The 18,978-nt window shown below is 69.4% G+C and carries 17 protein-coding genes; 9 read left to right on the forward strand and 8 right to left on the reverse strand.

Annotated features, from left to right (window positions below; translation table 11 throughout):
- Positions 1–6 precede the first annotated feature (6 nt).
- Positions 7–456: an aminoacyl-tRNA deacylase gene (locus ACQHIV_RS27460; RefSeq protein WP_427886444.1), complete on the forward strand. Its 450-nt coding sequence runs from the start codon at positions 7–9 to the stop codon at positions 454–456.
- Here the strand turns inward: ACQHIV_RS27460 and ACQHIV_RS27465 are convergent.
- Complete coding sequence (locus ACQHIV_RS27465) at positions 453–1,349, reverse strand: helix-turn-helix domain-containing protein (RefSeq protein ID WP_427886446.1); 897 nt, start codon at positions 1,347–1,349, stop codon at positions 453–455. The two genes, ACQHIV_RS27460 and ACQHIV_RS27465, sit on opposite strands and share 4 nt — an antisense overlap.
- 2 nt (positions 1,350–1,351) lie before the next feature.
- Positions 1,352–3,040, reverse strand: coding sequence for a chitinase (locus ACQHIV_RS27470; RefSeq protein WP_427886448.1), 1,689 nt, complete (start codon positions 3,038–3,040; stop codon positions 1,352–1,354).
- 418 nt (positions 3,041–3,458) lie between these two features.
- On the opposite strand from ACQHIV_RS27470, the gene ACQHIV_RS27475 reads away from it, so the two are divergent.
- Positions 3,459–4,250 (forward strand): HAD family hydrolase, encoded by a 792-nt coding sequence (locus ACQHIV_RS27475; protein WP_427886450.1) that lies wholly within the window; start codon positions 3,459–3,461, stop codon positions 4,248–4,250.
- Between the two features lie 261 nt (positions 4,251–4,511).
- Here ACQHIV_RS27475 and ACQHIV_RS27480 read toward each other — a convergent pair whose 3' ends face one another.
- Positions 4,512–5,288: a cell filamentation protein Fic gene (locus tag ACQHIV_RS27480; protein ID WP_427886452.1), complete on the reverse strand. Its 777-nt coding sequence runs from the start codon at positions 5,286–5,288 to the stop codon at positions 4,512–4,514.
- Between the two features lie 24 nt (positions 5,289–5,312).
- Here ACQHIV_RS27480 and ACQHIV_RS27485 point away from each other — a divergent pair, with 24 nt between their 5' ends.
- The 4 genes from ACQHIV_RS27485 to ACQHIV_RS27500 all read left to right on the forward strand — a co-directional run bounded on the left by ACQHIV_RS27485 (position 5,313) and on the right by ACQHIV_RS27500 (position 11,174).
- Positions 5,313–7,361 carry a bifunctional glycosyltransferase/CDP-glycerol:glycerophosphate glycerophosphotransferase gene (locus ACQHIV_RS27485; RefSeq protein ID WP_427886454.1) on the forward strand — a complete coding sequence of 683 codons (2,049 nt, stop codon included), beginning with the start codon at positions 5,313–5,315 and terminating at the stop codon, positions 7,359–7,361.
- A gap of 118 nt (positions 7,362–7,479) precedes the next feature.
- Positions 7,480–9,123 carry an arginine--tRNA ligase gene (argS, locus tag ACQHIV_RS27490; RefSeq protein ID WP_427886456.1) on the forward strand — a complete coding sequence of 548 codons (1,644 nt, stop codon included), beginning with the start codon at positions 7,480–7,482 and terminating at the stop codon, positions 9,121–9,123.
- 10 nt (positions 9,124–9,133) lie between these two features.
- Positions 9,134–10,162, forward strand: a complete 1,029-nt coding sequence (locus ACQHIV_RS27495; protein WP_427886458.1) for an alpha/beta hydrolase — start codon at positions 9,134–9,136, stop codon at positions 10,160–10,162.
- Positions 10,163–10,202: 40 nt separating this feature from the next.
- Positions 10,203–11,174, forward strand: a complete 972-nt coding sequence (locus ACQHIV_RS27500) for a GNAT family N-acetyltransferase (protein ID WP_427886460.1) — start codon at positions 10,203–10,205, stop codon at positions 11,172–11,174.
- Here ACQHIV_RS27500 and ACQHIV_RS27505 read toward each other — a convergent pair.
- Positions 11,149–12,555: an FAD-binding oxidoreductase gene (locus tag ACQHIV_RS27505; RefSeq protein WP_427886462.1), complete on the reverse strand. Its 1,407-nt coding sequence runs from the start codon at positions 12,553–12,555 to the stop codon at positions 11,149–11,151. The two genes, ACQHIV_RS27500 and ACQHIV_RS27505, sit on opposite strands and share 26 nt — an antisense overlap.
- A 109-nt stretch (positions 12,556–12,664) precedes the next feature.
- On the opposite strand from ACQHIV_RS27505, the gene ACQHIV_RS27510 reads away from it, so the two are divergent.
- Both ACQHIV_RS27510 and ACQHIV_RS27515 read left to right on the forward strand, forming a co-directional pair.
- Positions 12,665–13,858: a DUF2786 domain-containing protein gene (locus tag ACQHIV_RS27510; protein WP_427886464.1), complete on the forward strand. Its 1,194-nt coding sequence runs from the start codon at positions 12,665–12,667 to the stop codon at positions 13,856–13,858.
- Positions 13,855–14,364 (forward strand): dTDP-4-dehydrorhamnose 3,5-epimerase family protein, encoded by a 510-nt coding sequence (locus ACQHIV_RS27515; RefSeq protein ID WP_427886466.1) that lies wholly within the window; start codon positions 13,855–13,857, stop codon positions 14,362–14,364. The genes ACQHIV_RS27510 and ACQHIV_RS27515 overlap by 4 nt, the downstream gene beginning before the upstream one ends.
- Here the strand turns inward: ACQHIV_RS27515 and ACQHIV_RS27520 are convergent.
- On the reverse strand, positions 14,333–14,923 hold the full coding sequence (locus tag ACQHIV_RS27520; protein WP_427886468.1) for a TetR/AcrR family transcriptional regulator: 591 nt from the start codon (positions 14,921–14,923) through the stop codon (positions 14,333–14,335). The two genes, ACQHIV_RS27515 and ACQHIV_RS27520, sit on opposite strands and share 32 nt — an antisense overlap.
- 122 nt (positions 14,924–15,045) lie before the next feature.
- Between ACQHIV_RS27520 and ACQHIV_RS27525 the strand changes: the two genes are divergently transcribed.
- The gene (locus ACQHIV_RS27525; protein WP_427886470.1) at positions 15,046–16,554 is read left to right on the forward strand and encodes an MFS transporter; all 1,509 of its coding nucleotides are present in this window, start codon (positions 15,046–15,048) and stop codon (positions 16,552–16,554) included.
- Positions 16,555–16,661: 107 nt separating this feature from the next.
- Here ACQHIV_RS27525 and ACQHIV_RS27530 read toward each other — a convergent pair whose 3' ends face one another.
- The 3 genes from ACQHIV_RS27530 to ACQHIV_RS27540 are packed head-to-tail and all read right to left on the reverse strand — an operon-like array spanning position 16,662 to position 18,887.
- Entirely contained in the window at positions 16,662–17,405 is a 744-nt protein-coding gene (locus tag ACQHIV_RS27530) for an SDR family NAD(P)-dependent oxidoreductase (RefSeq protein ID WP_427886472.1), read from the reverse strand.
- On the reverse strand, positions 17,398–18,639 hold the full coding sequence (locus tag ACQHIV_RS27535) for an AMP-binding protein (RefSeq protein ID WP_427886474.1): 1,242 nt from the start codon (positions 18,637–18,639) through the stop codon (positions 17,398–17,400). Before ACQHIV_RS27535 ends, ACQHIV_RS27530 begins: the two co-directional genes overlap by 8 nt.
- Positions 18,636–18,887, reverse strand: coding sequence for a phosphopantetheine-binding protein (locus ACQHIV_RS27540; protein ID WP_427886476.1), 252 nt, complete (start codon positions 18,885–18,887; stop codon positions 18,636–18,638). The genes ACQHIV_RS27535 and ACQHIV_RS27540 overlap by 4 nt, the downstream gene beginning before the upstream one ends.
- Positions 18,888–18,978 lie beyond the last annotated feature (91 nt).

An 18,978-nucleotide genomic window follows, 5' to 3' on the forward strand; every position in this document is an offset into this window, starting at 1 on the left:
GATCCGGTGACGAAGGCGACGGATGCTGCAGACCAACTGGGCCTGAGCTACGAGGTGACCAGGCACGGCCGCGTGAACTCGTTGGAGGAGGCCGCTGCCGCGCGCGGGATCGAACCCGCCCGGCTGATCAAGACGATCGTGGTACGGCTCTCGGACGACGACTACCGGTTCGTCCTGGTACCGGGTGACCGCGAGATCGCCTGGCCGAAGCTGCGCGCGCTGCTCGGGGTGAACCGGATCTCGATGCCCGACAAGGACACGGCGTACGACGTCACCGGGTACGTGCGCGGGACCATCACGCCGCTGGGCAGCACGCACGACTGGCCGGTGATCGCGGACGAGCGGATCACCGGCACGATCTCCATCGGCGGCGGGGACCACGGCGTGGGCATCACGGTGGACGCCCAGGCGCTCACGAAGGTACTGAAAGCCACCGTGGCCGACATCACCGACTAAACGAGCAGTCCCTGTTGCCCCGCACGCAGACCGGCCTGGAAGCGCGTCGTGGCATCCAGCGCCCGCAAGATCCGCTGCATGCGGCGTTCCACCGTCCGCTGCGCGACTCCGAGGCGGCGGGCGATGGCCTGGTCCGTAAGGCCTGCAGCGGCGAGCGACAGGAGATGCCGGTCGTCCGACGTCAGCGGGCCCTCGGAGACCGCGGGGGTCAGCGGGCTGGCCTGCTGCCACAAGAGGTCGAAGAGCCGGAGCAACGCGTCCAGGAGGCTGGACGGACCGAGCTCCACGACCACGTCCGCACCGGTCGGCAGCAGGGCCAACCGGCGGTCGACCACGACCAGCTTGAGCGGTACGTCGCGAAGCATCCGGCAGCAGCCGGACGACCGGGCGGCGGCCAGGTCTCCCGGCTGCGACAGCGAGTCCATGTCGTAGATCGTCCGATACGTCACCCCGTGACGCGTGGACACCAACAGCTGGTCCAGCACGAGTACTTCGTCCTGTGCGCACTGGTGCGCCTGGTAGAACCGCTGCGCGATCGCCTCGGTCCCCCGGATCACCGTGAACGCGTCCGGCTGCCGGAACTCGGCGGTCAGCAGCGCAGCCCCCAGCCGAGCCTCGACGATCGCGGCCTGCTTCCGCAGCGCGAGCAACTCGACAGCAGCCTCCGGTACGGCGGGAACGTACCTGGCCGGGCGGCCCGGCGTACGGGACGCCAGGCCGAGCGACAACAGCGACCGCAGGTGCCGGCTGACCCGGTTGGCGGGCCAGTCGACGGAAGTGGCCAGGTCGGTAGCAGTGGACTCCGGGCGGGCCAGAAGCACCCGGTAGAGCTGCTCGTCCTCCGAGCAGACACCGAGCGCTTCCAGCACCGGAGCAGGTCGATAGTTGTGCATGATCAGGGCAGACCGTGCACGTGGCCGCCGACCTGGGAGGCGAACTGGTTGCCGTTCGAGGCGTCCCAGTTGGTCGACCAGGTCATCGCCCCACGCAGCGACGGCCACGGGGAGCTCGGCTTGTAGGCGCCGCAGCCGGTGCCCTTGGTGAGGCAGTCCAGTGCGTTGTTGACGACCGACGGGACGACATACCCGCTGCCGGCTGCCCGGGACGACGCCGGCAGGCCCAGGCCGACCTGGTCCGGACGCAGGCCGCCCTGCAGCATGATGCACGCCTGTGCGGTGATGAAGTCCACCGAGCCCTGCGAGTACACCTGCCCGTTGCAGCCGTTCATCGAGCCGGAGTTGTAGTACTGCACGTTGACGATGGTGAGGATGTCCTTGATCGCCAGCGCCAGCTTGAAGTACTCGGCCGACGTACTCTGCATGTCGATCGTCTGCGGCGCCATGGTGATCACCAGGCCGCTGCCGAACTGGCTCTGCAGACTCTGCAACGCCTGGCCCATGTACTGCGCGTTGACGCCGTTCTCCAGGTCGATGTCGATCCCGTCGAACCCGTAGGTCCGCAGCACCGACAGCGCGCTGGACGCGAAGTTGGCGGCCGCGGTCGAGTCGCCGACCGAGATGCTGCCGTTCTGGCCGCCGACCGACAGGATGACTTTCTTACCGGCCGCCTGCTTCGCCTTGATGTCGGCCTTGAACTGGTCGACCGTGTACCCGCCCAGCCCGGCACTGTCCAGGTTGAACGTGATGCCGCCGGGCTTCGACGCGTCGGCGTCCGCGAAGGCCACCGCGATCAGGTCGTACGCCGCGGGCACGTCCGAGATCTTCTGCACGGTCGCACCGTTGTTGAAGTTCTGCCAGTAACCGGTGAGCACATGCGCGGGCAAGCTCCCGGTATTCGACCCGCCTTCGGACGTGGTGCCCGACACAGTCGCGCCGTACGGCGAGCAGTTGCCGCTGGGGTCACACGCCCGCACCTTGAAGGAGTACGTCGTAGCCGCGGCCAGACCGGTAGCCGTCCAGCTCGTCACATTGCCGACGCTGGTAGCCGCTCCGGTCCCTCGTACGACGTCGTAGTGGTCGATCCCGTTCGCGTCGGACGCCGCCGACCACGTCAGCTGGAGCGAACTGGCGGTCGGGCTGCCAACAGCCAGGCCACCCGGTGTCGTCGGCGGCGTGGTGTCCTGCGCCCCACCGGGGCCGTCCAGTACGACGTCGTCGACCTGGTACGCCGGGAGCGCGTACCAGCTGTGGACGTAGATCGTGACTGTGGAAGCCGTGGACGTGAACGGAACCGTCAGCTGAGACCAACCTGAGCTGGTCGTCCACGTCGAGGCTCCACCGTCCACGCCGAGGTACACGTTCGATCCCTTGACCCAGGCCGAGAGCGTGTACGCCGTATTGGGCTGGACCGCAATCGACTGCGAGCACTGGGCGATGTCGCTCGAGCTGGGCGTCGCCGACAGGGCGTACGAGCCGGAGTGTGGCGCGGAGGTGGTGACGCCGCCGGCCGGACAGTTCCAGCCGGAGTGCGTGCCGGACTCGAAGCCGGAATTCGTGACGAGATTGCCGGCTTCAGCGGCGCGATGGGGGGATGCGGTGGCGGACCCGGGGACCAGGAAGGCCATGACTACGGCGAGCAGGCTGATGACGACCGCTGCCTGGGGGCGGTGTGCAGGCGGTTTCATGCCTTACAACCTGTGACCAGTCAATTACATTGTCAAGACCCTGCATAAAGTGAGAACGCTCCCACGCGCAGAAAAGCGAGAATCTTTACAAGCTCTTGGCCTGGAGGGAGAAAGGCGACGGCCCCCGGCGGGGGGGTGACCGGGGGCCGTCTTCGGCCACGGGCTCGGGGGGAGGAGCCGGGGGCCGTTCAGGAGGCGACAGTCTGCCACTGTCAGGGGGTATGTACCCCCCAACTCCAGGTTCCACACATCTCGGTTCGATTTCAACCGCGGGTGCGTCGCCCAGGGCCTGAACTCGTCCGATCGGACCGTCCCGGCCAGTGTCACTGTCACACTGCCGTCCAGTCTAACGGGATACCGGCCCACGCAAAAGCCCGGGTCTCTCGGGCGTTTCGCGCGACTGCCTATCCTCGACTCCATGACGGCGCGATCGGCAGCATTCTTCGATCTGGACAAGACCATTCTGGCGCGCTCCAGCACCCTGGCCTTCTCCCGGCCGTTCTACGCGGGCGGGCTGATCAACCGCCGGACCGTGCTGCGCAGCGCGTACGCCCAGTTCGTCTATCTGCTCGGCGGCGCTGACCACGACCAGATGGAGCGGATGCGCGAGTACATCTCGGCGATGTGCACCGGCTGGGACGTCTCGACCGTGAAGGCGATCGTCGCCGACACCCTGGACCACATCGTCCGGCCGATGATCCACGCCGAGGCGGTCGACCTGATCGCGCAGCACCACCGGGCCGGCCGGGACGTGGTGATCGTGTCCTCGTCCGGCGCCGAGGTGGTGGAGCCGATCGGCGCGATGCTCGGCGCCGACAAGGTGATCGCCACCCGGATGGTGGTTGCCGACGGCAAGTACACCGGCGAGATCGCCGAGTACGCGTACGGTCCGCACAAGGTGACCGCGATGGCGGCGCTGGCCGCGACCGAGGGGTACGACCTCGCGACCTCCTACGGGTACTCCGATTCGATCACCGACGAACCGTTGCTGGCCGCCGTCGGGCACCCCTTCGCGGTCAACCCGGACAAGGCGTTGCGCCGGGTCGCGACCGAGCGCGGCTGGCCGATCCTGGAATTCGCCGAGCCCTCGGAGCACACTGGGTTCCACGGCGTACGGCGACCCGCGGTAGCGGCCGGCGTGATCGCCGCGGTGGCCGCGGGAGCACTTCTGATGGCTTCCCGGCGGCGTGCCCTGACGACCGAAAGCTGAAGATAGCTTCATTGTTCTCAACTCCATGAAGACGCCGCATCCCCTTCACAGAAAGGGGTTTCAGGAGTACAAAGGAATCAACAAAGGGCCCTCGGGTCCGGTAGAGATTGCACGACAACCCAGGCACCCACGCGGCGACCAGCCCATCCCAAAGGGGCAGCGCGACCCAGGCATCGTCCTGAGGCGGCAAACCGGTGCACGCATGGTAACCAGGGTGACGTGTCAGCGACGGCGCTCTCACCAGAGAGCGCCGTCGGCACGTCAGGACGCTGCGAGCGGCGAGAGCTCGGCACCTTTTGTCACGACTTCACAGGACCGCAGCAACCAGTCACGAACTCCGGTCAGACCTCGCGCTGTGTAGTCGGAAAGACCCGGCGCATAGGTTGCCCGCAACACATAGTGACCACCCTCGGGGACCGTCACCGCGACCGGGTCGATGCCTCGGGCAACCAACAGGCAGCGCTCGGCGGCCCGGGCGACGAGTCCGTTGGCGACCGGGAACGGGCGCAGTACGGCGAGTTCGGCGTGCACGATCGCGGCGACCACCAGACCCGGCGCCCTGGTCGGGCGGGTGAGGTTCTGCGCGAGAGCGCTCAACCGCTCCCACATCTCGTCGGCAGCCGGTGCCGGGGGCAGACCCGGGATGTCGTCGGGGACCGGTTCCGTACTGGTCCGCAGATGACCCAACTGGTCCTCTCCGGTCAGATCGGCCGCCGCCAACTGGTGCAGTCTGGTCCAGACCTGCACCGGCGCCTTGTCGACCTGCCGCGCCAGCGCCATCAGTTCGCCGGTCATCCGGACCGCCCCGGAGGCGAGCCCGTCCGCGGCACCGCGCCGTACCTCGTCCACCGCCGACGTACTGCCGGCCAGCGCCGCGGAGGCGTGCGCGCCGCGCAGCAGCGCCTCGGCGGTCATGTCCGAACCGACCCGCCGCAGCCCCCGGTCCCGGAGCAGTACGTCGACCGCGTCCCGGGCCGCCTGGGCCGCCGACCCGACCCCTTCCAGCCCCGCCAACGGCTCGAACACATCAACACTCATGCCCTGACCTTAAGATGACGAGGCATGGCCCCCAAGTTCAGCATCGTGGTCCCCTGTCACGCCTCGCGGGCGTGGTTGCGGCCCTGCCTGGACTCGGTGCTCGGGCAGTCGTTCACCGACTTCGAGGTGATCGGGGTGGACGACGCCGACCCGGACGGGTCCGGCCGGATCCTGGACGAGTACGCCGCTGCCGACCCGCGGGTGCGGGTGCTGCACCTGGACGAGAACCTCGGGCTCGGGCCGGCCCGGAACGCCGGGCTGAAGGAGTGCCGCGGCGAGTACGTGCTGTTCCTGGACGCCGACGACACCTACTCGGCCGGGTCGCTGGCGGCGATCGCCGGCCGGATCGACGACACCGACCGGCCGGACATCGTGATGTTCGACTACGAGCGGATCTTCTGGGACGGCCGGGTGCTCGGCAGCCAGCGGCACGAGGCGTTCGCACGCGAAGGCGCGGGCGTGTTCACGGCGGCCGAGCGGCCGATCTTCCTGACCTTCCTCGAGGTCGTCTGGAACAAGGCGTACCGGCGGGCGTTCCTCACCCGGCACGGCTTCGCGTTCACGTCCGGCTTCTACGAGGACGCCCCGTGGACGTACTCGACGATGCTGACCGCCGAGCGGATCGCGACCCTCGACCGGATCGTCGTGCACTACCGCCAGCACCGCACCGGCGGCAACATCCACGCCACCAGCGGCCGCCGGCAGTGGGACATCTTCGACCAGTACGACCGGGTGCACGCCTTCATCCAGTCCGACCCGGAGCTGACCGGCTGGCGCCGGTTCGCGTTCGACCGGTCGCTCGACCACATCCTCGCCGTACTGGCCAAGCCCGAGCGGATCGACGCCGACGACCGGGCCGAGTTCTTCCACGCCGCGCACGCGTTCGCCAAGCGCTGGAAGCCCGAGGGGTACAGCACCGACCGGACGGCCCGCGGGTTCAAGCGCTGGCTGGTCGTCCACGACGACTACGCGACCTACTCGACGCTCAAGCTGAGCGCCCGGATGCTGCAGGTGCCGAGCCCGCGGAAGACGGTCGGCAAGCTGCTGCGCCGCGGCAAGCTCGACCCGAACCTGGTCGCCTACGGCTCGTACTCGTTCCAGCAGTACGCCGGGAACCCGCGGGCGATCTACGAGCAGGCCGCGGTGCTCGCGCCGCACCTGCGCGGCGTCTGGGTCGTCGACGGCGAGCACCTGAGCGCGATCCCGGAGGGGGTCGAGTACGTCGTCGCGGGCTCCCCGGCGTACGAGAAGCTGCTCGGCAAGGCGACGTACTTCGTCAGCAACACCAACTGGCCGAAGGACCTGGACAAGCGCGAGGGGCAGATCCACCTGCAGACCCAGCACGGTACGCCGCTGACGACGGTGCGGCTGCCGGCCGAGGGGCAGGAGGAGCTGATGCGCGAGGTCGACCGCTGGGACTTCAACCTGTCCTCGAACCGGTACTCGTCGGAGATCTGGGAGCGCACGTACCCGGCGTACTTCGAGGAGCTCGAGTACGGCTACCCGCGCAACGACCGGCTGCTCACCGCGACCCTCGACGAGGTCCGGGCGATCCGGGCCCGCCTCGGGTACGACGACTCGCACCTGGTGGTCCTGTACGCGCCGTCGGGCGACGGCCTCGACCCCGGCCAGCTGGCCCTCGCCGCCGGCCCGAACGCACGGGTGCTGTTGCCGAAAGCACCGGTCGAGGAACTGATGCTCGCTGCCGACGTGCTGGTGTCGGACTACTCGTCGATCACCTTCGACTACGCGAACCTGGACCGGCCGATCGTCCTGCACGTGGACGACGAGCACCGGCAGAGCACGTACTTCGACGTCACGGAGTTCTCGCCCGGCGTGGTCGCGCGGTCCGCGGCCGAGCTGTTCGACGTGCTCCGGAACGGGACGTTCGCCGCGCCCGAGGCGGCCAAGCACCGGCAGCTGTACCGGGAGAAGTTCTGCGAGTTCGACGACGGGCACGCGGCCGAACGGGTGGTCCGGCGGGTGCTGCTGGGCGAGACCGACGTACCGGCGATCGTGCCGCTGGCCGACCGGACCCCGGCGCCGTCGGCGTACTTCGTGCATAATGGCTGACATGTCGATCAGCCTGAAGCCCTCCCACGCCCTTCGCGTGCGCTTCAGCCTGCGACGACGACGCGCTGTCTGAACACCTCAGCCTGTTCCAGTCGCGTCTCCCTTGAAGGACTCTGTCATGTCCGCACTGCATTCTGTCCTGTCGCAAAGAATCCAAGCTGCCGCAGCCGCCTTCGGTACCTACGATCCCGAGCTGCGGTCGAGCACCAAGCCGGAGTTCGGCCACTACCAGACCAATCTCGCACTGCGGATCGGCAACGAACTCAAGCAACCACCGCGGGAGATTGCCGCACGCCTCGTCTCCGAACTGCAACTCGACGACCTCTGCGAGCCACCGGAGATCGCCGGACCGGGTTTCATCAACCTGACGCTGCTGCCGCAGACGCTGGCCGCCGCCGTCAACAACCCGGAGACGTTCGAAAGCAAGAACCAGAAGGTCGTCGTCGACTACTCGCAGCCGAACGTCGCCAAGCAGATGCACGTCGGCCACCTGCGGTCCACGGTGATCGGGGACGCGCTCTGCAACGTCCTGACGTTCGCCGGGTACGACGTGATCCGGCAGAACCACGTCGGCGACTGGGGCACGCAGTACGGGATGATGATCGAGCAGCTGCTCGAGGAGGGCATCGCGGCGGAATCCCTTGATCTGGAGGGACTGCAGCAGCTGTACGAGCGGAGCCGGAAACACTTCGATGCCGACGGCAACTTCGCGGACAAGGCCCGGTTGCGGGTGGTCGCGCTGCAGTCGGGCGACCCGGAGACGCGGGCGATGTGGCGGCACATGGTCGAGGTCTCGCTGAACGAGTTCGACAAGGTCTATGAGCTGCTGGGGACCGGCTTGCAGCGGACGGACGTGGTTGGCGAGAGTGCATACAACGACGACCTGCCGCAGGTAGTCGAAGAGTTGGACAAGCAGGGTCTGCTGACCGAGTCGGACGGCGCATTGTGCGCCTTCCTTCCTGGGTTCCAGGGCCGCGACGGCAGTCCGCTTCCGGTGATCGTTCGGAAATCCGACGGCGGCTTCGGCTACAGCGCAACGGACCTGGCCGCCGTACGGCATCGGGTCAACACACTGCACGCCGACCGGATCGTGTACGTCGTCGACCATCGGCAGGCGCTGCACTTCGACATGATCTTCACGCTCGCGAGAACAGCCGGCTGGTTGGACGTACCGGCGGAACATGTCTCCTTCGGCACCGTACTCGGACCGAACGGAAAGCCCTTCAAAACAAGGGAGGGCGGCACGGTCAAGCTGGTCGACCTGCTGAACAGTGCAGTGCAACGAGCGTCAGACCGGGAGTCAACCGCACGGGCGGTCGGCATCGGGGCGGTCAAGTACGCCGATCTCTCCAGCGACCGGGGCAACGACTACGTGTTCGACCTGGACCGGATGGTCGCGATGACCGGCAACACCGGTCCGTACTTGCAGTACGCGCACGCCCGGCTCACGAGGCTCCTGTCCAAGGCCCCACAAGCGACTGAGGTCACCCAGCTGACAGAGCCGGCGGAGCAACGGCTGGCTCTCCTGCTCACCGGCTTCGCCGCCACCGTCGAGCAGGTCGCCGAGACGCTCCAGCCGCACAGACTCTGCACCTATCTGTATGCCGTGGCGTCCGCGCTCTCGGTCTTCTACGAGCAGTGCTCGGTACTGAGCAGTGCGGGCGAGACCAGGGCAAGCCGGATCGCCCTCTGCGCGGCAACCCGCAAGGTGTTGCAGGATGGACTCGGCCTGCTGGGGATCGAGGCCCCCGACGCGATGTAGGAGGAACCGCATGCTGCCGTGGTCCGCGGAGTACCGAGGACGCCTGGACCAGACGACGTACACCAGCGAACTGCTGCGCGGGAACCCGCTCGGCGATCCGCACGAGCGGCCGGTGCTGGTCTACCTGCCGCCCGGCTACGACGACGAGGACGCGCGGTACCCGTCGATCTACGTAACGATGGGCTACACCGGCCACGTCGGCATGTGGTTCAACCGGTCGCCGTTCCGGCAGCCGTACCCGGAGCTGCTGGACGCGATGTTCGCCGCGGACGGCGCGCCGAAGGCGGTCGTGGTGTTCGTCGACTCCTGGACGAGGTACGGCGGCAGCCAGTGCCTCGACTCGCCCGGGACCGGGCAGTACCAGTCGTACCTGTGCGACGAGATCGTGCCGTGGGTCGACGCGACGTACCGGACGATCCCGGACCGCGACCACCGGGCGATCACCGGCAAGTCGAGCGGCGGGTACACCGCGATGGTGACGCCGCTGATGCGGCCCGACGTGTTCGGTGCGCTCGCGACGCACGCGGGCGATGCGCTGTTCGACGTCTGCTACCGGCCGGAGTTCCCGGAGCGGGCGCGGACGTTGCGGGACAAGTACGACGGGAGCTTCGAGAAGTACTTCGAGGTGCTCGAGACCCGGGCCGGGCGGACCACGATGGAGGACCTGCACCTGCTGGAGATGTACGGGTACGCGTCGGCGTACTCCGCCGAGCCGGACGGCACCGTGCTGCTGCCGTTCGACGACGTCGGCGCGATCGTGCCGGAGGTCTGGTCGCGGTGGATGTCGTTCGACCCGGTCGAGATGGCGAAGCAGGAGCGGTACGCCGGCGCACTCCGCTCGCTGCGGGCCGTGTGGATCGACGCGGGCAAGCAGGACGAGTACTACCTGGACCTCGGCGCGACGGCGTTCCACCGGGCCGCTCAGCAGGGCGGCGTACCGGACGGGCGGATGCACTTCGAGCTGTTCGAGGGCACGCACGGCGGGATCGAGTACCGGTACCCGATGGCGGTCCGCTGGCTGGCGGAGCAGCTCGCCTAATTGATGTGCCCCCGGCCTGCTGACGCCGTACCTTCGACGCATGAACCTGCCTGAGGGGCTCGAGGCCCGGCCGCTGACGCTCGACGACGCCGCGGCGGTGGCGGTCCTGCTGGCCGCCAAGGTCGTGGCCGACGACGACGGGGAGAACCTCGACGCCGACGACGTCGCGGAGGAGCTCGGCCGGCCGGGGCTCGAGCTGGCGCGGGACACGATCTCGTTCTGGGACGGCGACCAGGTGGTCGGCTACGGTCTGGCGCTCGCCTCGCACTCGGCGACCGACCTCGACCGGGTGCGGACCGACGGCGTCGTACACCCCGACTGGCGCGGGCGCGGCCTCGGGACCGAGCTGACGCGGTGGATCATCGACCGGGCGCGGGAGCTGCACGAGGCGACGTTCCCGGAGGTTCCCGGGTACGTCGGGGCCGGCGCGGTCGCCACCAACGCCGGCGCGACCGAGCTGCTGACCGGCCTCGGCTTCGAGCCGGTGCGGTACTACTTCGACATGCGGCGCCCGCTCGACCAGCCGGTCCCCGAGGTACAGCTCGCGGGCGGGTTCGAGCTGATCCCGTTCGACGCCGCGCGTGAGGACGACCTGCGGGAGACGCACTTCGAGGTGTTCTCGGAGCACTGGGGCTGGTCACGTCCGACCCCGGAGGCCTGGCGGTCGCGCACGATCGGGTCGCGGGCGTTCCGCGCCGCGCAGTCGTACCTGGTGATCGCGGACGGCAGGATCGCGGCGTACGTGAACTGCTACGAGTACCCGGCCGACACCGCGGCGACCGGGATCCGGGAGCTGTACATCGGCCAGGTCGGCACCCGGCGCCCGTACCGCGGCCGTGGCCTGGCCCGCGCGGCGCTGGCGAAGGTGCTGGCCGAGGCCGCCCGGTCCGGGTACGGACGGGGCGCCCTCGGCGTCGACGCCGAGAACCCGACAGGCGCCCTCGGCCTGTACGAGAAGCTCGGCTTCAGCACCCACCAGAAGTACGTCAACTACCAACTGGCGCTGGCCTGATGTTCGAGTTCAGGTGGAACACGTTGTCCGGGTCGTACCTCCACTTGATGTCCGCGAGCCGGTCGTACTTCGCGCCGTACGACGCCCGGACCCGGTCCTCGACGTCCAGATCGCTGATCGCGTTCACGTAGCTCCCGATGCCCCGGCCGACCGGCACCATCGCGTCCCAGAACGACCGGACCCAGGCCCGGTCGTGCGCCAGCATCTCGGGCGTCGGGCACACCGCGACGATGAAGACTCCGTAGCCGGGCGCCCGGCTGCCGCTGAACGCGGTGGCGTCCTCGGGCACCTTCGAGTAGGCGCCGTCGAGCCGGTAGCACAGCATCACCGAGCCCGGTGACTGTTTCAGCGGCACCTGCTCGGTGATCACCGCGATGGCCTCGTCGGTGAAGTCGTCCAGGTAGCAGCCCTTGTCGTAGGCGTGGAAACCCCACCCGTTCGCCTCGTCCAGCATCTGTTGCAGGGCGACGTACGGCATCGGGCTCTCGAAGTCGAACAACGGAGGCACCGCTGACCGAATCTCCTCGAGCACCCCGGCGTGCTCGTCGGCGGAGCCGAAGCCGATCACGATCAACGCGTACCCGGGCCGGAAGTGCAGCGCCTCCGGTACGAACGGTGCCGGCGGCGCGCTGATCGCGCCGACCACGACGTTCACGTCGTCCGGCAGCTTCGGGATCACGGTCCGGGCCATCCGGAGCACGTCGGCGCCCCGGTCGAGGTCCCAGAACGCCAGCCCGAACTGGATCATCGGCCCGGCCTGGTGCAGCCGGAACTCGAACTCGGTGATCACCCCGAAGTTCCCGCCCCCGCCGCGGACCGCCCAGAACAGGTCCGCGTTCTCGTCGTCGGACGCCCGGCGGATCTCCCCGTCCGCGGTCACGATCTCGACCCCCGCCAGGTTGTCGATGCTGAGTCCGTACTTCCGGGTCAGCCATCCCATGCCGCCGCCCAGGGTGAGCCCGCCGACGCCGGTGTGGCTGACCATGCCGGCCGGTGTCGCGAGACCGTACTCCTGGGTCGCCGCGTCGAGCTGCGCGAGCAGCGCACCGCCACCGGCGCGGGCCAGCTTCGCGACCGGGTCGACCGTCACCGCGTTCATCAGGCTGAGATCGATCACCAACCCGTCGTCGACGCCGCTCGCGCCGCCCGGATTGTGTGCGCCGCCGCGGACCGCGACCTCCAGTCCACGGTTCTGCGCGAACAGCACCGCGTGGCTGACATCGGCCGCACTGCGGCACCGGGCGATCACGGCCGGGTGCTTGTCGACCGCGGCGTTCCACAACCGCCGTGCCTCGTCGTACCCCTCCTCGTCCGGCAGCAGCACAGGCCCTTCCAGAGTCGAGCGCAGCGCGTCGACCCCCATTTCCGCAAGCTGAGACATTTCCCCTCCCCCTTTGTTCCTGCTGTCAGGATCAGCAGCCGGGCGGTTGTCCACAAGGGATCGTGATCCCGGTTGAGCGGGAAACACTCCCGGTGCCAGACTCTGCGGCGTGAGTGACGAGGAAGTGCTGCGACTGCTACCGATCGCGGCGGCGAGCGTCGCCCGGCGTGACGACCGGGCCGATGCGCAGCTGGCGCGGCTCGGGGCGTACGACGAGCGCGACCGGGCCCTGGTGGACCGTTGCCTGCACGCCTTTCTCGCCAGCCTCGTCCGCGCGGCCTGGGAGCGCGGCTGGGCGCCGGCCGACGTCGTCCAGTACGGGCGTCGCGAGCTGGACACCGGGATCGAGCCGCTGCTGCTCGCCGCGATCTCCGCGGAGCATCAGGCGTACGGCGCCGACACGATCGACCCGCGCTGGCTCGACCAGCTGACCGACCTCGGCGTCGCCCGGCCGTTCGCGCCGCTGGACCTCACGTCCTGGGCGGCCGACGCCCGCCTCGGCCGGTACCTCGTGATCCATCATGCGTTGTCCCTCGCCGGATTCCTGCAGACGCTGCCGATCATGGCCCGGCTGTTCCCGCTGCCCGGGTCCCCGGCCCGTGCCGGCCGCGGCACCGCCGTACCGGCGAACGGGAAGATGCTCGCCCGGATCCGGGCGCTGCTCGCGAAGGCCGAGGCGACCGAGTTCCCGGACGAGGCGGAAGCCCTGTCGGGCAAGGCGCAGGAGTTGATGGCGAAGTTCTCGCTGGACAGTGCGCTGGTGGAGGCGGAGCAGGAGCTGCCGGACGACTCGGCGGCGCGCCGGTTGTGGGTGGACACGCCGTACGTGTCGGCGAAGGCGCAGCTGGTCGGCGCGGTCGCGGCCGCGAACCGGTGCCGTACGGTCGTGATCGACTCGCTGGCCGTGGTCACGGTCGTCGGCGCCGAGCTGGATCTGCAGCACACCGAGATCCTCAGCACCTCCCTGCTGGTGCAGGCGAATCGCGCGATGCTTGCCGCGGGCAAGCAAGCCGGGCGGACGCGGTCGTTCCGGCAGTCCTTCCTGATGGCGTACGCGATGCGGATCGGCGAGCGGTTGCAGGCGACCGCGTCCGCCGCGGAGGCCGCCGTACCGGAGACCGACGCGCAACGGTTGCTACCGGCGCTGAGTCAGCGCGAGGAGCGGGTGGAGGCGTTGTTCACCAGGCTGTTCCCGAACACGACGACCCGGCGGACCCGGATCACCAACGGCGCCGGCTGGGAGGCCGGGCTGACCGCCGCGGACCAGGCCAAGCTCGACGCCCGCCGGCAGGTGCGCCGATGAGGGCGCACGAGACGTCGATCGACGGCGTACTGCGGATCGAGCTGGAGCTGAAGCCGAACCCGGACGGCTGGTTCAAGGAGAACTTCCACCGCGAGAAGCTCGCCGCGCTCGGGATGGACGTCGTCCAGCACAACGTCGCGTACTTCGAGGACGCCGGGATCGTCCGCGGGATCCACGCCGAGCCGTGGGACAAGTACCTGTCGCCGACGTCCGGCAGGGTGTTCGCCGCGATCGCCGAGCTGCGTCCCGGTCCGGCGTTCGGCCGGGTGGAGACGTTCGAGCTGGGTACGGCGGACGCGCTCTACGTGCCGCGCGGAGTGGGGAACTCGTTCTGCACGCTGGCGCCGCACACGACGTACAACTTCCTGGTGAACGAGCACTGGTCGCCGGAGCGGGTCGCGGTCGACCTGTTCGACCCGGAGCTCGCGATCGACTGGCCGGACCTGCCGCTCAGCTACACCGAGCGGGACGCGGCTAACCCTTCACTGGCTGAGCTGCGGGCCTGAGCCCGCAGAGCACGATGTCGAGCAGGCGATGCGCCTGCTCCGGCGGCGTCTCCGGTGAGTGCGTGATGCCGCCGACCAGCCGCATCACATCAGCCAGCTCGAGCTCGGGGCGGACCTCACCGGCCGCTTTCGCCTTGTCCAGCAGCAGATTCCCGGCGTCCTGCACGCTGATCTTGCAGGCCTGGAAGAACGGCGACTCGCGGCCGATGGCGAGCGACAGCTCGTGCGACAGGCTCTTCTTGGACAACCCGTACCCGACGAAACTGCGCAGCCAGGCCTCCAGCGCCTCGAACGGCCCGAGCTCCTTGTCGAAGTCGTACGCGCGGTCGACCACCGACTGGATCTCGTCGACGTAGACCGCCTCCAGCAGCGCGGTCCGGTTCGGGAAGCGGCGGTAGAGGGTGCCGATGCCGACGCCGGCCCGGCGGGCGATCTCCTCCAGCGAGGTGTCGGTGCCGTGCTCGGCGAACGTCTCCCGGGCGGCCGTCACCAGGCGGTCGTAGTTCCGGGCCGCGTCCGCGCGGGTCGGCCGCGTACAGGGCAGTGGGTCCGGCGCCATCCAGCCTCCTCCCGAGGTCAGCTCACAATATCGCTTGCAAAGCGGAGGATGCCTCCGTATTGTATCCGGAGGAAGTCTCCGCTTTCTCTCACAACTGTAGCCCCTCCGGGGTAAGGAGCAATATGTCGGCAACAACCGCGGCGCCGGCGGGCGCCGATCCCGGCACGCCCACGCGGCGTCCCGGGGTAGTACTCGCAGTCATCCTGGTCACCCAGCTGATGGTGATCCTCGACGGCACCGTGGTGAACATCGCGATGCCCCACATCCAGCAGGCGCTGCACTTCACGCCGTCCAGCCTGTCCTGGGTACAGAACGCCTACGCGCTCGCGTTCGGCGGCCTGCTGCTGCTCGGCGCCCGGGCCGGCGACCTACTCGGCCGGCGCCGGGTTTTCGTCACCGGCGTCAGCATCTTCACGCTCGCCTCGCTGCTCGGCGGTCTCGCGCCGAGTGCCGAGCTGCTGCTCGCCGCCCGCGTCCTGCAGGGCATCGGCGGCGCGATCGCGGCCCCGGCGGCGCTGACCCTGCTGATGCTCACGTACCGCGAAGGTCCCGAACGGATGAAGGCGCTGGGCTACTACAGCCTCGTCTCGTCCGGCGGCGGCAGCCTCGGGCTGGTGCTCGGCGGCATGCTCACGGACTGGGCGTCGTGGCGCTGGGGCCTGTTCGTCAACGTCCCGATCGGGATCGCGCTGGTCTTCGCGGCACGCCGGGTCCTGACCGAGACCGAGCGGGAGACCGGCCGGTTCGACCTGGCCGGCGCGCTCACCTCGACGCTCGGCATCACCTCGCTGGTGTTCGGGTTCATCCGGGTCGCCGAGAAGGGCTGGTCGTCGCCGGAGGTACTGGTGGCGTTCGCGGCGGGCGTCGTCCTGCTGGTCACGTTCGTCCTGGTCGAGCAGCGGGTGAGCCACCCGATCGTCCCGCTCCGGCTGTTCCGGTCGCCGGTACGGTCGGCGTCGTACCTGACCATGCTGCTCGTGGTCGGGACGATGTTCGGGATGTTCTTCTTCCTCACGCAGTACCTGCAGGGTGTGCTGGCGCTCAACCCGCTGGCGGCCGGGCTGGCCTTCCTGCCGATGACCGGTCTGCTGTTCACCGCGTCGCGCGTCGTACCGAAGCTCGTCCAGCGGATCGACGGCGGCAAGCTGCTGCTGGCCGGGTCGACGCTGGTCACGCTCGGCACGGTCTGGCTGACCCAGCTGGACGCGAACAGCCGGTACCTGCACGACGTGGTCGGCCCGCTGCTGCTGTTCGGCGCGGGCGCGGGCATGATCTTCATCCCGCTGGTCGGCCGTGCGATCTCGGGCGTCGCCCCGGAGGACTCGGGCGCGGCGTCGGGCATGCTGAACGTCGTCCAGCAGGTCGGCGGCGCGCTCGGCCTCGGCATCCTGGTGACGATCTTCGGTACGGCGAGCCGCAACTCGACGTCCCGGATCCCGCGCGAGGTGCTGGTGGACGGCGTACATGCCGCCTTCATCGGCTCGCTGGTCTACGCGGCGCTCTGCCTGACGATGATCGTCCTCACCGTCCGCCCGTGGAACTGGTTCCGGCCGCAGCCGCAACCGGTGACGGCAGAGCCGGCGGCGCAACCGGTGGCGGCGGCGGAGCCGGTTGAGGTGGCGACGGACTGACTGGCAGTCGGGGCCGGGCCCGCGCGGCGGAGGCCGTGAACAGGTTATTGCGGGTGCCGAGCCCCCAGTACCTGTGCACGGACCCGGCGTTTGGCGCCGGCGTTTGGCTAGATGGAGGCGGCGCCGTCTACTACCAGGACCTGGCCGTTGAGGTTGGTGGTTTCCAGTAGGAGCAGGCGGACCAGGGGGAGGACGTCCTCCGGCTCTGTCAGGCGGCCGGTGGGGGTTCGGCGGGTGATCTGGTCGAGCTGGGTCTGGCCCAGCACGGCCGACATCTCCGACGCGAAGAAGCCGGGGGCGACGGCGTTCGCGAGGATCCGGCCGCCGAGTTCGCGGGCGAGTGAGCGGGTGGCCGCGTCCATGCCGCCCTTGGTGGCGGAGTACGCGACCAGGCCTGGGTAGCCGCGCTGAGCGCAGATCGAGGTGATGTTGACGATCCGGCCCTTCAGCCCCTTCGCGAGCATCCGGCGGAGGACGAAGCGGGTCAGCACGAGCGGTGACGTGAGATTGGTCTGGATGATCTCGGCCAGGTGCTCCGCGGACGTGTGGACGTGCAGGGAGTCCTGGCCGATCGCGGCATTGTTGACCAGGGCATCGATCGGGCCCAGCGTGCCCTCGACGGCCTTGACGAAGGCCTGCGTGGCGGCGCTGTCGTTGACGTCGACCGAGCCGTGGTGCAGGTGCTCCGGGTACTTCTCGCCGAGCGCCGCCAACTCAGGCGTGACGGTCCGGGCGAAAGCGGCGACCTTCAGGCCGGCGGTCAGCAGGTCGGTGACGATCGCCAGGCCGAGGCCGCGGGACCCGCCGGAGACCAGCACGACCGACGCGGGCGGCACCACAGTGTCAGACATCACTCTTCAGGGTTTCCTTCTGCGGGATCTCGTCGAGGAACCTGATCCGCCGCGGTACGCCGTAGTCCGGCAGCCGGCTCGAGCACCACTGGACCAGGTCGGCGTCGGTGATCGGGCCGAGCGAACCGTTCGTGACCACCTCGGCGGCCACCATCCGGCCGACCAGCGGCGCCTTCCGCGCGAACACCCGCGCCCAGGAGACACCCGGATGGCCCATCAGCACGTTCCGGACCACGCCGGCCGACACCTTGGAGCCGCCGACGTTGATCTCGTCGGTGTCCAGCCGGCCGGTGATCAGTACCCGGTCGCCGTCGTACTCGACCCGGTCGCCGGTGTGCACCGCGCCGACCAGCCCGGCGCCGTGGTGCGGCGAGCGGATCACCAGCTCGTCGCCCTCGACGTTCAGCACCGGCCGCTCCGGGTCCGGGTCGCGGTCCAGCCAGGCCTTCGGGAAGCCGGCCTTGCCGTCGTGCACCACGATCGACGCGCCGACCTCGGAGGACGCGTAGATCCAGGAGATCCGCGCCTTCGGGAACAGTTCCCGGAGCTGGTCGAGGATCGCCTGGTCGACGGGCTCGCCGCCGAGCGTGATCTGCTCCAGCGGTACGGCGGCCAGCGCGTCGGCGTCGCGGTAGATCGCCTGCCGCCAGAAGGTCGGCGTACCGGAGGCGGCCGTGACGCCGTGCTCCGCCGCGATCGCCGGCCAGTCCTCCAGCTCGTGTGGCTCGATGACGACCAGGCCCTGGTCGGCCTGGGTGAGGGAGAGCGTGACCACCTGCCACCAGGCGTAGGTGCCGGGCGAGTACGGCAGCAGCCACGTCCGCGGCGGCTGGTCGGCGGTGACCGTGGTGAGGGTCTCGAGCGTGTGGCCGATCCGCTTCGGGCGGCCGGTGGAGCCGGAGGTGAGCAGCCAGGCGCGGCCGGACTCCTCGACGCGCTTCAGTTTCGCCGGGGTGACTTCCCCATCGGGCAGAACCACCGCGAACCCGGACTCGCCGAGCTCCTCCCGCATCAGGTCGTCGACGCGGGACTCGGTGGCGACCAGCAGCTCGGTGCCGTGCACCGCGTGGTGCCGCAGCGCCGCGAGCGCGTCGCCGCCGTTGCCGACCAGGACGGCCGCCGGGGACGGCAGCTGTGGGAGCTTGTGCAGCGTCCGCCAGGTCAGCCGCTTGCCGGCGACGACGACCGTGTTGTCGTCACCGATCAGCGCGGTGGTGCGGCGCTTGGTGTTCACGCGGACTGGAGTTGCTCGATGAAGTCCAGTACGTCGCCGACCGTCGCGATCCGGCGCAGCCCGGGGGCATCGAAGTTCAGCTCGTCGCCGAGCTCGTCCTCCACCCGGAGGGCCAGCTCGGAGAAGTCCAGCGACCGGAACCCGATCTCCCGGAGATCCGCCGTGTCGTCGGCCGGCAACGTGCGGCCCTGCGCCGACAGCACCGCGCCCATCAACTCCCTGACCCGACCCCGATCCACCGAACTCATAGTCCAGAAGCCTAGCGTCGGACCTCCCGCACTCACCAATGGTTGGCGTGCCGACCTCGTCTCGCTCAGCTCCCGTCCGCCCGCGGCCGCC

The organism is Kribbella polygonati (genome assembly GCF_050320105.1).
Classification (GTDB): Bacteria; Actinomycetota; Actinomycetes; order Propionibacteriales; family Kribbellaceae; genus Kribbella.